This window comes from Peteryoungia algae, from assembly GCF_030369675.1.
GTDB lineage: Bacteria > Pseudomonadota > Alphaproteobacteria > Rhizobiales > Rhizobiaceae > Allorhizobium > Allorhizobium algae.
The window spans coordinates 2,906,336-2,920,002 of record NZ_CP128477.1 but is presented as its reverse complement, the minus strand read 5'-3'; the positions used below and the strand labels follow the sequence as shown (position 1 = coordinate 2,920,002).

Genomic DNA, 13,667 nt, shown 5'->3' with positions numbered 1-13,667 from the left:
GGTATAGGACATGGTTGAACTTGCTCTTCCCAAGAACTCTCAGGTCACCGAAGGCAAGGTCTGGCCGAAGCCGGCCGGTGCCAAGAATGTTCGGGAATACCGGGTCTATCGCTGGAGCCCGGATGACGACGCGAACCCGCGCATCGATACCTACTACATCGATGTCGACGATTGTGGCCCGATGGTTCTCGATGGTCTCTTGTACATCAAGAACAATATCGACCCGACGCTGACGCTGCGCCGGTCCTGCCGTGAGGGCATTTGCGGGTCCTGCGCGATGAACATCGACGGGACCAACACGCTGGCCTGCACCAAGGGCATGGATGAAGTGAACGGGACGGTGAAGGTCTATCCGCTGCCGCATCTGCCGGTCGTCAAGGATCTGGTGCCGGATCTGACGAACTTCTACGCCCAGCACCGTTCGATCGAGCCCTGGCTGAAGACCGTTTCCCCGGCGCCTGCCAAGGAGTGGAAACAGAGCCATGAGGACCGCCAGAAGCTCGACGGTCTCTACGAGTGCATCCTGTGCGCCTGCTGCTCGACCTCCTGTCCCAGCTACTGGTGGAACGGCGACCGTTACCTCGGTCCGGCCGTCCTGCTGCAGGCCTATCGCTGGCTGATCGATTCCAGAGACGAAGCCACCGGCGAGCGCCTCGACAATCTCGAGGATCCGTTCCGTCTCTATCGCTGCCATACGATCATGAACTGCGCGCAAGCCTGCCCGAAGGGCCTCAATCCGGCCAAGGCCATCGCTGAAATCAAGAAGATGATGGTCGAGCGCCGCGCCTGAGCGAAATTGTCAAAACTTCGAGAGGCCGCCCGGGAACCGTTTCGGGCGGCCTTAATTTATCCGTATAGTGCCGGCTATGGATCCGGGGCGATATGGAACTTGATTAACCATGTCAGCGTACCATAATTGTAGTGCAGTTGTACGGCAGGTTGCGGCACAGGTCGCGAGAGCGGGAGTATAATGATGAAATTCAGCCATGCAGTTACCGGAACTGCCATCCTTCTGGCGCTCGCGGGTTGCCAGCGGACCTCCTACAGCAGCATGAATGCCGCCAACAGTGCGCTTCCCCCGCTACAGGCGCAGCCTGTGCCTTCGGTCCAGTCGGGCCAGTTGCCGCCTCCAGGTGCGGGATCCCAGTTTCCGGCGGCGCCTGCAACGAACACGGCCGCCCTCAATCCCGCTGCCGGTGCGCCTGCGACCGCGCTCGACGTCACCAAGGAATCGATGGTCGGAAACTGGCGCGTCCAGAGCGCCGGATCCAGCTGCGATATGTTCCTGACCCTTACCAACCTCGGCAGTGGCTCGCGCGGCGGCACCCGTGGTTGTGCGGGCGAATTGACGGCGATGGGGTCCTGGGAAGTGTCGGGCAAGCAGGTCGTGCTCAAGGATCGCAACGGCAATACCATTGGCAGCGTCTACAAGACGGCCGATGCCCGCTTCGACGGCAGCACCGCTTCCGGTCAGCCGGTCAGCCTGAGCCGCTGATCCTTCCCTTATCCCTGCGGTGGCCTTTGCCGGGCCACCCACCCGGCGGGACATCATTCCATGCAGCCAGTTCCTGACTACGGCCTGAGCGTCGCCGAGCAGTTGCGCGCGATGACGGAGGCGGGGACACTTCAACCCGACCGCTACCAGTTCGATGTTGCTGAAAAGCTCGACCGTATTCTGACGGAGTTCAAGGCGAGCAAGCCGGCGGCCAAAAAAAGCGCGCTGGGCTGGATGTTCGCCCAGCGGCGAAAGCAGGAGATCCCGATCAAGGGGCTCTATGTTCATGGCAGTGTCGGTCGCGGCAAGACCATGCTGATGGATCTGTTCTTCAAGCTCGCCCCGATCGAGAAGAAGCGCCGCGCCCACTTTCACGAGTTCATGGCCGATGTGCATGCCCGTATTCATGCGCACCGACAAAAGCTTAAGGCGGGCGAGACGAAGCAGGCGGACCCTGTGCCTCCGGTGGCTGCCGCCTTGCGTGAAGAGGCGCAGCTTCTGTGTTTCGACGAATTTACAGTCACCGATATTGCCGACGCGATGATCCTCGCGCGGCTCTTCACCGAATTGTTCGCCCGCGGATGTACTCTGGTCGCGACCTCGAACGTCGCGCCCGATGATCTTTATCGTGACGGGCTCAATCGCGGCCTCTTCCTGCCCTTCGTCGAGCTGCTCAAGAAGAATGTGAGCGTATCGACGCTCGACTCTCCGACGGATTACCGCATGGAGAAGATGGAAAGCCTGCCTGTCTATGTGGCGCCACTCGACGATGCGCCGAAGATGATGGACATTGCCTGGACACGTGTGACCGGGGGCGAGGCTGAAATGCCCGTCTCGATATCAATGAAGGGCCGCAGCGTCGAAGTTCCGCATGCGGTCGGCCGATCTGCTCGCTTCAGCTTCGGCGATCTTTGCGAGAAGCCATTGGGTGCGTCGGATTATCTCGCCATTGCCAAACGCTTCGATGTGGTCTTCGTCGAGAACATTCCGCATCTCGGGCCGGACAAGCGCAACGAGACGAAACGCTTCATCATCCTGATCGACACCCTCTACGATGCCAGCGTGCGGTTGTTTGCGTCTGCCGTCGCCATGCCGGAGGCGCTGCTGACGGAGAAGAAGGGAACAGAAGGCTTCGAGTTCGACCGTACCATATCGCGTCTTTTCGAAATGCGAAGCACGGATTATCTCGCGCTGCACCAGTCAAAACGCAGCGAACATGACGAAGCCGTGACGAATTAATTGACGTTTACGTAAGAGTTTTATCTTCTAACCGATTGAAATTGATATACCAAAAATTATCGTTTGCGGTTTAGACCCTTTGCAGCTATGCGGTTTGTCCACAAGGGCAGGCTAACACTCGCCCTCGGCCTTGGTCGCGGATCCAAAAGGAAGTCTACAATGGCGCGCAAGAAGATCGCTCTTATCGGTTCTGGAATGATTGGTGGAACGCTGGCGCATCTCGCCAGTCTGAAGGAGCTGGGCGATATCGTCCTGTTCGACATTGCCGACGGCATCCCGCAGGGCAAGGGGCTCGACATTGCCCAGTCCGGCCCGGTCGAAGGCTTCAATGCCAAGCTGTCTGGTGCCAGCGATTACGCCGCCATTGAAGGCGCTGACGTCTGCATCGTCACTGCCGGTGTTGCCCGCAAGCCCGGCATGAGCCGCGACGACCTGCTGGGTATCAACCTCAAGGTCATGGAACAGGTCGGCGCCGGCATCAAGAAATATGCTCCGAACGCCTTCGTCATCTGCATCACCAACCCGCTCGACGCGATGGTCTGGGCGCTGCAGAAGTTCTCCGGCCTGCCGGCCAACAAGGTCGTCGGCATGGCTGGCGTGCTCGACTCGGGCCGCTTCCGTCACTTCCTCTCGGAAGAGTTCAACGTCTCCGTCCAGGACGTCACCGCCTTCGTTCTCGGCGGTCATGGCGATACCATGGTGCCGCTCGCCCGCTACTCGACCGTTGGCGGCATTCCGCTCACCGACCTCGTCAAGATGGGCTGGGTCACCAAGGAGCGCCTGGAAGAAATCATCCAGCGCACCCGCGATGGCGGCGCCGAAATCGTCGGTCTCCTGAAGACCGGCTCGGCCTATTACGCTCCGGCCGCCTCGGCGATCGAAATGGCTGAGTCCTACCTCAAGGACAAGAAGCGCGTCCTGCCTTGCGCCGCCTATCTCACCGGCCAGTACGGCGTGAAGGACATGTATGTCGGCGTGCCTGTCATCATCGGCGAAGGCGGTGTCGAGCGCATCATCGAGATCGACCTGAACAAGGCTGAAGAAGAAGCCTTCCAGAAATCGGTCGGCGCTGTCGCCAGCCTCTGCGAAGCGTGCATCAATATCGCCCCGGCACTCAAGTAATTGCCATTTCGCCCAAAACAGGGACACGACAATGAACATTCATGAATACCAGGCCAAGGCTCTTCTGAAGGGCTTTGGTGCGCCGGTCGCCGAAGGTGTGGCGATCTTCTCCGCAGAAGAAGCCGAAGCCGCCGCCAAGCAGCTTCCGGGCCCGCTCTACGTCGTCAAGAGCCAGATCCATGCCGGCGGTCGCGGCAAGGGCAAGTTCAAGGAACTTGGCCCCGATGCCAAGGGCGGCGTACGCCTCGCCTTCTCGATCGACGAAGCCAAGGCTCACGCCAAGGAAATGTTCGGCAACACGCTGGTGACGGCCCAGACCGGCGACGCCGGCAAGCAGGTCAACCGCCTCTACATCGAAGACGGCGCCGACATCGCTCGCGAACTCTACTGCTCGCTGCTCGTCGACCGCTCGGTCGGCCAGGTTGCCTTTGTCGTTTCGACGGAAGGCGGCATGGACATCGAAGCCGTTGCCCATGACACGCCTGAGAAGATCCACACGATCGCCATCGATCCGGAAGCCGGTGTGACTGCTGCGGATGTGGCTGCCATCACCAAGGCTCTCGAGCTTTCGGGGGCTGCCGCCGAAGACGCAAAGTCGCTCTTCCCGATCCTCTACAAGGCCTTCGTCGAAAAGGACATGGCGCTGCTCGAGGTCAACCCGCTGATCGTCATGAAGAATGACCATCTGCGCGTTCTCGACGCCAAGATGTCCTTCGATGGCAATGCGCTGTTCCGCCATGACGACGTCCGGGCGTTGCGTGACGAGACCGAAGAAGATGCCAAGGAAATCGAAGCCTCCAAGTGGGACCTCGCTTACGTGGCGCTCGACGGCAATATCGGCTGCATGGTCAATGGTGCCGGTCTCGCCATGGCGACGATGGACATCATCAAGCTTTACGGCAAGGAGCCGGCAAACTTCTGTGACGTCGGCGGTGGCGCCGGCAAGGAGAAGGTCGCTGCAGCCTTCAAGATCATCACGGCCGACCCGAAGGTCGAGGGCATCCTCGTCAACATCTTCGGCGGCATCATGAAGTGCGACGTCATCGCGGAAGGCGTTGTCGCCGCCGTGCAGGAAGTGGGCCTCAAGGTTCCGCTCGTCGTGCGCCTCGAAGGCACCAATGTCGAACTTGGCAAGAAGATCCTGAACGAATCCGGCCTTGCGATCACCGCGGCCGACGATCTGGACGACGCTGCCAAGAAGATCGTCGCGGCGATCAACGGCTAATCTGAGGGACCTATCTGATGTCTATTCTTGTAAACAAGAACACCAAGGTCCTCGTTCAGGGCCTGACCGGCAAGACCGGTACCTTCCACACCGAACAGGCGCTTGCCTATTATGGCACGCAGATGGTCGGCGGTATCCATCCGAAGAAGGGTGGCGAAACCTGGACCGGCTCGAAGGGCGAAAGCCTGCCGATCTTCGCCTCGGTCGCCGAAGCCAAGGAGCGCACCGGTGCCGACGCATCCGTGATCTACGTTCCGCCGGCAGGTGCAGCCGACGCCATCATAGAGGCCATCGATGCCGAGATCCCGTTCATCACCTGCATCACCGAGGGTATCCCGGTCATGGACATGGTGCGGGTCAAGGCTCGTCTCGACAAGTCCAAGTCGCGCCTGCTCGGGCCGAACTGCCCGGGCATCATGACGCCGGAAGAGTGCAAGATCGGCATCATGCCGGGTTCGATCTTCCGCAAGGGCTCTGTCGGTATTGTTTCCCGCTCCGGCACGCTGACCTATGAAGCCGTGTTCCAGACGTCGAACGAAGGCCTCGGCCAGACAACGGCTGTCGGTATCGGCGGCGACCCGGTCAAGGGCACCGAGTTCATCGACGTGCTTGAGATGTTCCTGGCTGATCCGGCCACGACTTCGATCATCATGATCGGCGAAATCGGCGGCTCGGCTGAAGAAGATGCGGCGCAGTTCCTCATCGACGAAGCCAAGAAGGGCCGCAAGAAGCCGATGGCAGGCTTCATCGCCGGCCGTACGGCTCCGAAGGGCCGCACCATGGGCCATGCCGGCGCTGTCGTTTCCGGCGGCAAGGGCGATGCGGAATCCAAGATCGAAGCCATGGAAGCGGCCGGCATCAAGGTTTCGCCTTCGCCGGCACGCCTCGGCAAGACGCTGGTCGAAGTCCTCAAGGGCTGAGACGTACAATCAGGCCAGGCGAAGGTTGGTCCGCCAATCCTTCGCCTGGATTTCGCATATGATGGACGATTCGCATCTGCGATCACGAGCGGCAGGCCGGGCATCCGGCCATCAATTCTAGTCGGGAGGCGAGCCGAGAGGTTCGCGAAGCACCATGGGTAGGCAAGAAGCCAACGAGCAGTTTCTGATCACGTCGTTCCTCGACGGGCAGAACGCGGCCTATATCGAACAGCTTTACGCACGGTATGAGGAAGATCCCGCATCGGTATCCGACGAATGGCGGGCCTTCTTCAAGGCGCTCGCCGACAATCCGACCGACGTGCAGAAGGCCGCCAAGGGCGCCTCGTGGCAGCGCAAGAACTGGCCGATTGCTGAAGGCGGCGATCTCGTCAACGCGCTCGACGGCAATTGGGGCGTGGTCGAGAAAGTCATCGAAAAGAAGGTTCAGGCCAAGGTCGAAGCGACCGCTGCTTCGGCGGGCAAGGCCGTGTCAGAAGCCGAAGTCCTGCAGGCGACGCGCGATTCGGTTCGCGCCATCATGATGATCCGTGCATACCGCATGCGCGGTCACCTGCACGCCAATCTCGATCCGCTCGGGATTGCAGCACCTGTCGACGACTACAACGAGTTGTCGCCCGTTGCCTACGGCTTCACCGAAGCCGATTACGGCCGCAAGATCTTCATCGACAACGTGCTGGGTCTCGAATACGCGACGATCCCGCAGATGCTCGACATCCTGCAGCGAACCTATTGCTCGACGCTCGGCGTCGAATTCATGCATATCTCCAATCCGGAAGAAAAGGCCTGGATTCAGGAGCGCATCGAGGGACCCGGCAAGGGCGTCGAGTTCACGCCGAACGGCAAGAAGGCCATTCTGCAGAAGCTGATCGAGGCCGAGGGCTTCGAACAGTTCATCGACGTCAAGTACAAGGGCACCAAGCGCTTCGGCCTCGACGGTGGTGAATCTCTCATCCCGGCGCTGGAGCAGATCATCAAGCGGGGTGGCCAGGAAGGCCTTGAGCAGGTTGTTCTCGGCATGGCCCATCGTGGCCGTCTGAACGTCCTGACCAATGTGATGGCAAAGCCGCACCGTGCCGTATTCCACGAATTCAAGGGCGGTTCGTTCAAGCCCGACGAAGTCGAAGGCTCCGGTGACGTGAAGTACCACCTCGGCGCTTCCTCGGACCGCGAGTTCGACGGCAACAAGGTTCACCTGTCGCTGACCGCCAACCCGTCGCATCTCGAAATCGTCAACCCCGTCGTCATGGGCAAGGCCCGTGCGAAGCAGGACCAGATCGCCAAGACCTGGGAAGGTGACATCATTCCGCTCAAGGAGCGCGCCAAGGTGCTGCCGTTGCTGCTCCATGGTGATGCTGCTTTTGCCGGCCAGGGCGTCGTGGCCGAAATCCTGGGTCTGTCCGGTCTGCGCGGTCACCGCGTCGCCGGCACGATGCATGTCATCATCAACAACCAGATCGGCTTTACCACCAATCCGGCCTTCTCGCGTTCGTCGCCTTATCCGTCCGACGTTGCGAAAATGATCGAAGCGCCGATCTTCCACGTCAATGGCGACGATCCGGAAGCCGTCGTTTATGCGGCGAAGGTCGCGACCGAATACCGGATGAAGTTCCACAAGCCGGTCGTGGTGGATATGTTCTGCTACCGCCGCTTCGGTCACAACGAAGGCGACGAGCCGAGCTTCACCCAGCCGAAGATGTACAAGGAAATCCGTGCCCACAAGACGGTCGTCAACATCTATGGCGAGCGGCTGATTGCGGAAGGCCTGATCTCGGAAGGCGAATTCGAAAAGATGAAGGCCGACTGGCGTGCGCATCTCGAACAGGAGTTCGAAGCCGGTCAAAGCTACAAGCCGAACAAGGCCGACTGGCTGGACGGCGTCTGGTCGGGTCTGAGGACCGCCGACAATGCCGACGAGCAGCGTCGCGGCAAGACGGCCGTGCCGATGAAGCAATTGAAGGAGATCGGTCGCAAGCTGTCGACCATCCCCGAAGGCTTCAAGGCGCACCGGACGATCCAGCGCTTCATGGACAACCGGGCGCAGATGATCGAGAGCGGCGAAGGCATCGACTGGGCCATGGGCGAAGCACTCGCCTTCGGTTCGCTCTGCCTCGACGGCCACAAGATCCGCCTGTCCGGTCAGGATTGCGAACGCGGTACGTTCAGTCAGCGCCATTCGGTTCTCTATGATCAGGAAACCGAAGAACGCTACATCCCGCTCGCGCATCTGGCCCCGAACCAGGCACGCTACGAGGTCATCAATTCGATGCTCTCGGAGGAGGCCGTACTCGGTTTCGAATACGGCTATTCGCTGGCCCGTCCCAATGCGTTGACGCTCTGGGAAGCCCAGTTCGGTGACTTCGCAAACGGTGCCCAGGTCGTGTTCGACCAGTTCATCTCGTCGGGCGAACGCAAGTGGCTGCGCATGTCCGGTCTCGTCTGCCTCCTGCCGCATGGTTACGAGGGACAGGGTCCTGAGCATTCGTCGGCCCGCCTCGAGCGGTGGTTGCAGATGTGCGCCGAAGACAACATGCAGGTCGCCTATTGCACGACGCCGTCCAACTACTTCCACATTCTGCGCCGGCAGATGAAGCGCGACTTCCGCAAGCCGCTAATCATGATGACGCCGAAGTCCCTGCTGCGTCACAAGCGGGCGACCTCGAGCCTTGCCGAAATGGCAGGCGAAAGCTCGTTCCACCGCCTGCTGTGGGATGACGCGGAGGTGATCAAGGACGGTCCGATCAAGCTGCAGAAGGATGCCAAGATCCGCCGCGTCGTGATGTGTTCGGGCAAGGTCTATTACGACCTCCTGGAAGAGCGCGAAAAGCGCGGCATCGACGACGTCTATCTGCTGCGCATCGAACAGCTCTATCCGTTCCCGGCAAAGGCGCTCATCAATGAGTTGTCCCGTTTCCGTAATGCGGAGATGGTATGGTGCCAGGAAGAGCCGAAGAACATGGGTGCGTGGTCGTTTATCGATCCGTATCTGGAATGGGTGCTTGCCCATATCGACGCCAAGTACCAGCGGGTGCGCTACACCGGCCGCCCGGCTGCCGCCTCGCCGGCAACCGGCCTGATGTCGAAGCACCTCGCCCAGCTCGAAGCCTTCCTCGAGGACGCACTGGGCGGTTGATCCGCCCAGTCTTCTCCTCGCAGACCGAAACCTTCTCTGACCAACGGAATTGAGATCATGGCCACTGAAATCCGCGTACCCACCCTTGGCGAATCCGTCAGCGAAGCCACAATTGGCACCTGGTTCAAGAAGGTCGGTGACACCGTCAAGGCTGACGAACCCCTCGTCGAACTCGAAACCGACAAGGTGACCGTCGAAGTCCCCTCGCCGGTCTCGGGCGTGCTGACTGAAATTGTCGCCCAGAACGGCGAAACCGTTGGCCTCGGCGCGCTGCTCGGCCAGATCGCCGAAGGCGCTGCCGGTTCGGTTGGTGCTTCCGCTCCGGCTCCGGCCGCAGCCCCGGCAGCCCCTGCTGCGGCGCCCGCACCCGCTGCGGCCCCTGCGGCTGCTCCCTCGGCCATGCCGGCTGCACCGGCCGCTGCCAAGCTCGCCGCCGACAACAACATCTCGACGTCTGATGTCGATGGCTCTGGCAAGCGTGGCCAGGTGCTGAAGGGCGATGTTCTCGCAGCCATCGCCAAGGGCACGGCAGCCCCCGCCGCTCCTGCAGCCCCGGCTGCTCCTCGTCCGGCCTCTTCGGCCGATGATGCTTCCCGCGAAGAGCGCGTGAAGATGACGCGTCTGCGCCAGACGATCGCCAAGCGCCTCAAGGATGCCCAGAACACGGCCGCCATGCTCACCACCTATAACGAGGTGGACATGAAGGCGGTCATGGACCTGCGCAACCGTTACAAGGACATCTTCGAGAAGAAGCATGGCGTGAAGCTCGGCTTCATGGGCTTCTTCACCAAGGCCGTGACCCATGCCTTGAAGGAGCTCCCTGCCGTCAACGCCGAGATCGACGGCACTGACATCATCTACAAGAACTACTGCCATGTCGGCGTTGCCGTCGGCACGGAGAAGGGTCTCGTCGTTCCGGTCGTGCGCGATGCCGACCAGATGTCGATCGCCGAAATCGAGAAGGATATCGGCCGTCTCGGCAAGGCGGCGCGTGATGGCCAGCTCTCCATGGCCGACATGCAGGGCGGTACCTTCACCATCTCGAACGGTGGCGTCTATGGTTCGCTGATGTCCTCGCCGATCCTGAATGCACCGCAGTCGGGTATCCTCGGCATGCACAAGATCCAGGAGCGCCCGGTCGTCGTCGGCGGCCAGATCGTCATCCGTCCGATGATGTATCTTGCGCTCTCCTACGATCACCGCATCGTCGACGGCAAGGAAGCAGTCACCTTCCTCGTCCGCGTCAAGGAAAGCCTTGAGGATCCGGAACGTCTGGTTCTCGATCTCTAAGGAAAACTCACGATGGAGCCGGTATCCGCTTCCGCTTCTCCGCTTGTCCTGCTCCTTGCCTGGAGCGTGGTCCTGCTGGTCGCGCATGTCCTGCTTCAGGGTATGTTCGCAACCAAGGAGTTGGGTACGGAGTGGAATGCCGGTCCGCGTGACGGCAACAAGCAGCCGGAGAGCAAGCTCGCCGGCCGCGCGGCGCGTGCATCTTCCAATTTCCGTGAAACCTACCCCGCCTTCATTGCGCTGGCGGCAGGGCTTCTTTCCACGGGCGAGACCTCGGGTCTTGGTCTGACTGGCGCGATCGTCTGGTTTGTCGGACGCATCGTCTACTACCCGCTCTATCTCGCAGGCATTCCCTATATCCGTTCGCTCGTCTGGCTCGGGTCCGTGGCCGGGCTCGGCCTGATGTTCCTCTCGCTGGCGTTTTGAGGTGAGGCATGGGCGCGTCAACCGGAATATCGGTTCTTCTTGCCGCGCTCGCGATCTCTCAGGCGGCGGTGGCGGCTGATTGCCGGATCGAGAAGGCAGTCTATCGCGAGGCCGATACGGGGCTCGAACTGGTCTTCACGGCTGCGAGTGGCGAGAATACGCCGGTGACACATGGCTTCTCCACGATGATCGGCACGCTGCAGCTCGATGGCCATGTCATATATGATCCGGAGATAGAACGGCCTGTCGGCATGCTCATGAACGCCTGCCCGGAGGGTGATGTGACGGGCGCAGACATCGCAGCCTGTACGGTCTGGAAGGGCATCATCTATGGGGTCGACGAGGCGACGGGCCATGCCGATCTTCTGCCGCCGGAAGGTGCGGATGCGCCGGACACCCTTCTGCTGCCTGGTTTCGGTCCATCCGTGCTTGCCTCTTCAGCGGGCAAAGGGCTGGAGGCCGGTCCCTGGGATGTCTTCGAATTCAAGGAGTGCACGCCATGAATTCTCGTAGGCTTTTGCTGGTGACGGGTGGCAGTCGTGGCATCGGTGCGGCCGTGTGCGGCAAGGCTGCCGCTCAGGGCTATGACCTGCTGATCAATTACCGCTCCGATAGGGACGCTGCGGAAGCTGTTGCTGCCACTTGCGGCAAGCTTGGTGCCCATGCCGAGATCGTGCAGGGCGATACGGGCACGGAAGAGGGCGTAGCCTCGATCTTCTCCGCTGTCGACCGGCTTGGGTCATTGTACGGTCTCGTCAACAATGCCGGCATCGTCGATGTGACGGCTCGGGTCGAGGACTTCGATCGCGCGCGGCTCGACCGGATGTTTGCCGTCAATGTCATCGGTAAGATCCGCTGCGCCACGGAAGCGGTGAAACGCATGTCGACCAGGAATGACGGCCAGGGTGGCGTGATCGTCAACCTTTCGTCGATCGCGGCCGTGCTTGGTGCACCCGGCCAATATGTGGATTACGCTGCTGCCAAGGGTGCCGTCGATACGTTCACGCTCGGCCTCGCACGCGAGGTCGCGACCGAAGGTATCCGTGTGAATGCGGTCCGACCTGGTATCATCGACACCGAAATTCACGCCTCCGGCGGTCTGCCGAACCGGGCGCGTGACCTCGCTCCGATCGTTCCGATGCAAAGGCCGGGAACGGCGGACGAAGTGGCCGACAGCGTTCTCTATCTCCTCTCGCCTCAGGCATCCTATGTGACGGGTGCCATCTTGAATGTCAGCGGCGGCCGGTAACCGTCGAAAACGAAGGAAGCTTCCCATGTCTTATGATGTCATCGTTATCGGCTCCGGCCCCGGCGGCTATGTCTGCGCCATCAAGGCGGCCCAGCTCGGCCTGAAAGTTGCCGTCGTCGAGAAGCGCCAGACCTATGGCGGCACCTGCCTCAACATTGGCTGCATCCCCTCCAAGGCCTTGCTGCACGCCTCGGAAGTCTTTCACCATGCTGGTCATGGCATGGGTGATCTCGGTGTGGACGTCGGCGCGCCGACGTTGAACCTGCCGAAGATGATGGCGCACAAGGACGCGACCGTGAAGTCGAACGTCGAGGGAGTCGCCTTCCTGTTCAAGAAGAACAAGATCGACGGCATCCAGGGCACAGGCAAGATTCTTACCGCCGGCAAGGTCGAAGTCACCAATGACGCAGGCGAAGTCCAGGTTCTCGAGACGAAGAATATCGTCATCGCGACCGGTTCCGATGTCGCCGGCATTCCAGGTGTTGCCGTTGATATCGACGAGAAGATCATCGTCTCCTCCACCGGGGGCATCGCGCTCGACAAGGTGCCGGGCAAGATGATCGTCGTCGGCGGTGGGGTCATCGGCCTTGAGCTCGGCTCAGTATGGTCACGCCTCGGCGCAAAGGTCACCGTAGTCGAATATCTCGACGTCATCCTTGGCGGCATGGACGGCGAAGTCTCCAAGCAGTTCCAGCGCATCCTTGCCAAGCAGGGCATCGAATTCAACCTCGGCGCCAAGGTCACGGGCGTCGAAAAGTCGGGCGAGGGCGCCAAGGTCACGTTCGAGCCGGTCAAGGGTGGCGAGACCCGGACGCTCGAGGCCGACGTCGTTCTGGTGGCCACCGGCCGCAAGCCCTACACCGCCGGCCTTGGCCTCGAAGAAGCAGGCGTTGCGCTCGACAATCGTGGCCGGGTCGAGATCGACGGCCATTATCGCACCAATGTCGCCGGCATTTATGCCATTGGCGATGTGGTCAAGGGTCCGATGCTTGCCCACAAGGCGGAAGATGAAGGCGTGGCTCTCGCCGAAATCCTCGCCGGCCAGCATGGTCACGTGAATTATGACGTCATCCCGGGTGTCGTCTACACGCAGCCGGAAGTCGCCTCCGTCGGCAAGACCGAGGAAGAGCTCAAGGGCGCAGGCGTATCCTACAAGGTCGGCAAGTTCCCGTTTTCGGCCAATGCTCGCGCTCGCGCGATGCTTGCCTCCGACGGCTTCGTAAAGGTTCTCGCCGACAAGGATACGGACCGGGTTCTGGGCGTACACATCATCGGCCTCGGTGCCGGCGAGATGATCCACGAAGCGGCCGTGCTGATGGAGTTCGGTGGTTCGTCCGAAGATCTGGGTCGGACCTGCCATGCGCACCCGACCATGTCGGAAGCCGTGAAGGAAGCGGCGCTGGCAACCTTCTTCAAGCCGCTGCATATGTGAGGCGTCGCGACCTGACATAGGTCAATTATATATTTTGGTAAGGTTGAAGGCCGTTGCTTGTTCCCCGAGCGGCGGCCTTTATCATGTCTGGGCAATGCTTCGCTCGATCCTGACGAAA

Annotated in this window: 12 protein-coding genes; all 12 read left to right on the top strand. The window is 61.0% G+C overall.

What is annotated here, in order from left to right:
• The first annotated feature begins 10 nt into the window (after window positions 1-10).
• The 12 genes from QTL56_RS13880 to lpdA all read left to right on the top strand — a co-directional run bounded on the left by QTL56_RS13880 (window position 11) and on the right by lpdA (window position 13,549).
• A complete protein-coding gene (locus QTL56_RS13880) occupies window positions 11-790 on the top strand; it encodes a succinate dehydrogenase iron-sulfur subunit (RefSeq protein ID WP_245137386.1) in 780 nt (259 codons plus the stop codon).
• A gap of 183 nt (window positions 791-973) precedes the next feature.
• Window positions 974-1,495 (top strand): protease inhibitor Inh/omp19 family protein, encoded by a 522-nt coding sequence (locus tag QTL56_RS13875; RefSeq protein WP_229575107.1) that lies wholly within the window; start codon window positions 974-976, stop codon window positions 1,493-1,495.
• Between the two features lie 60 nt (window positions 1,496-1,555).
• Window positions 1,556-2,734, top strand: coding sequence for a cell division protein ZapE (gene zapE / locus QTL56_RS13870; protein ID WP_245137387.1), 1,179 nt, complete (start codon window positions 1,556-1,558; stop codon window positions 2,732-2,734).
• 159 nt (window positions 2,735-2,893) lie between these two features.
• Window positions 2,894-3,856, top strand: a complete 963-nt coding sequence (gene mdh / locus QTL56_RS13865) for a malate dehydrogenase (RefSeq protein ID WP_110791164.1) — start codon at window positions 2,894-2,896, stop codon at window positions 3,854-3,856.
• Window positions 3,857-3,887: 31 nt separating this feature from the next.
• Window positions 3,888-5,081: an ADP-forming succinate--CoA ligase subunit beta gene (sucC, locus tag QTL56_RS13860; protein WP_229575104.1), complete on the top strand. Its 1,194-nt coding sequence runs from the start codon at window positions 3,888-3,890 to the stop codon at window positions 5,079-5,081.
• 17 nt (window positions 5,082-5,098) lie between these two features.
• Complete coding sequence (sucD, locus tag QTL56_RS13855) at window positions 5,099-6,001, top strand: succinate--CoA ligase subunit alpha (protein WP_245137388.1); 903 nt, start codon at window positions 5,099-5,101, stop codon at window positions 5,999-6,001.
• Window positions 6,002-6,155: 154 nt separating this feature from the next.
• The gene (locus QTL56_RS13850; RefSeq protein WP_229575102.1) at window positions 6,156-9,152 is read left to right on the top strand and encodes a 2-oxoglutarate dehydrogenase E1 component; all 2,997 of its coding nucleotides are present in this window, start codon (window positions 6,156-6,158) and stop codon (window positions 9,150-9,152) included.
• A 57-nt stretch (window positions 9,153-9,209) separates the two neighbouring features.
• Complete coding sequence (odhB, locus tag QTL56_RS13845) at window positions 9,210-10,442, top strand: 2-oxoglutarate dehydrogenase complex dihydrolipoyllysine-residue succinyltransferase (RefSeq protein WP_245137389.1); 1,233 nt, start codon at window positions 9,210-9,212, stop codon at window positions 10,440-10,442.
• Between the two features lie 12 nt (window positions 10,443-10,454).
• Window positions 10,455-10,868: an MAPEG family protein gene (locus QTL56_RS13840; protein WP_245137390.1), complete on the top strand. Its 414-nt coding sequence runs from the start codon at window positions 10,455-10,457 to the stop codon at window positions 10,866-10,868.
• Between the two features lie 8 nt (window positions 10,869-10,876).
• Window positions 10,877-11,371 (top strand): hypothetical protein, encoded by a 495-nt coding sequence (locus tag QTL56_RS13835; protein WP_245137391.1) that lies wholly within the window; start codon window positions 10,877-10,879, stop codon window positions 11,369-11,371.
• Window positions 11,368-12,117: an SDR family oxidoreductase gene (locus QTL56_RS13830; protein ID WP_245137392.1), complete on the top strand. Its 750-nt coding sequence runs from the start codon at window positions 11,368-11,370 to the stop codon at window positions 12,115-12,117. Before QTL56_RS13835 ends, QTL56_RS13830 begins: the two co-directional genes overlap by 4 nt.
• 25 nt (window positions 12,118-12,142) lie before the next feature.
• Window positions 12,143-13,549: a dihydrolipoyl dehydrogenase gene (gene lpdA / locus QTL56_RS13825; protein ID WP_245137393.1), complete on the top strand. Its 1,407-nt coding sequence runs from the start codon at window positions 12,143-12,145 to the stop codon at window positions 13,547-13,549.
• Window positions 13,550-13,667 lie beyond the last annotated feature (118 nt).

Coding starts and splice junctions, on each gene's coding strand:
- QTL56_RS13880 (WP_245137386.1), top strand. CDS start 11: ATGGTTGAACTTGCTCTTCCCAAGAACTCTCAGGTCACCGAAGGCAAG.
- QTL56_RS13875 (WP_229575107.1), top strand. CDS start 974: ATGAAATTCAGCCATGCAGTTACCGGAACTGCCATCCTTCTGGCGCTC.
- zapE (WP_245137387.1), top strand. CDS start 1,556: ATGCAGCCAGTTCCTGACTACGGCCTGAGCGTCGCCGAGCAGTTGCGC.
- mdh (WP_110791164.1), top strand. CDS start 2,894: ATGGCGCGCAAGAAGATCGCTCTTATCGGTTCTGGAATGATTGGTGGA.
- sucC (WP_229575104.1), top strand. CDS start 3,888: ATGAACATTCATGAATACCAGGCCAAGGCTCTTCTGAAGGGCTTTGGT.
- sucD (WP_245137388.1), top strand. CDS start 5,099: ATGTCTATTCTTGTAAACAAGAACACCAAGGTCCTCGTTCAGGGCCTG.
- QTL56_RS13850 (WP_229575102.1), top strand. CDS start 6,156: ATGGGTAGGCAAGAAGCCAACGAGCAGTTTCTGATCACGTCGTTCCTC.
- odhB (WP_245137389.1), top strand. CDS start 9,210: ATGGCCACTGAAATCCGCGTACCCACCCTTGGCGAATCCGTCAGCGAA.
- QTL56_RS13840 (WP_245137390.1), top strand. CDS start 10,455: ATGGAGCCGGTATCCGCTTCCGCTTCTCCGCTTGTCCTGCTCCTTGCC.
- QTL56_RS13835 (WP_245137391.1), top strand. CDS start 10,877: ATGGGCGCGTCAACCGGAATATCGGTTCTTCTTGCCGCGCTCGCGATC.
- QTL56_RS13830 (WP_245137392.1), top strand. CDS start 11,368: ATGAATTCTCGTAGGCTTTTGCTGGTGACGGGTGGCAGTCGTGGCATC.
- lpdA (WP_245137393.1), top strand. CDS start 12,143: ATGTCTTATGATGTCATCGTTATCGGCTCCGGCCCCGGCGGCTATGTC.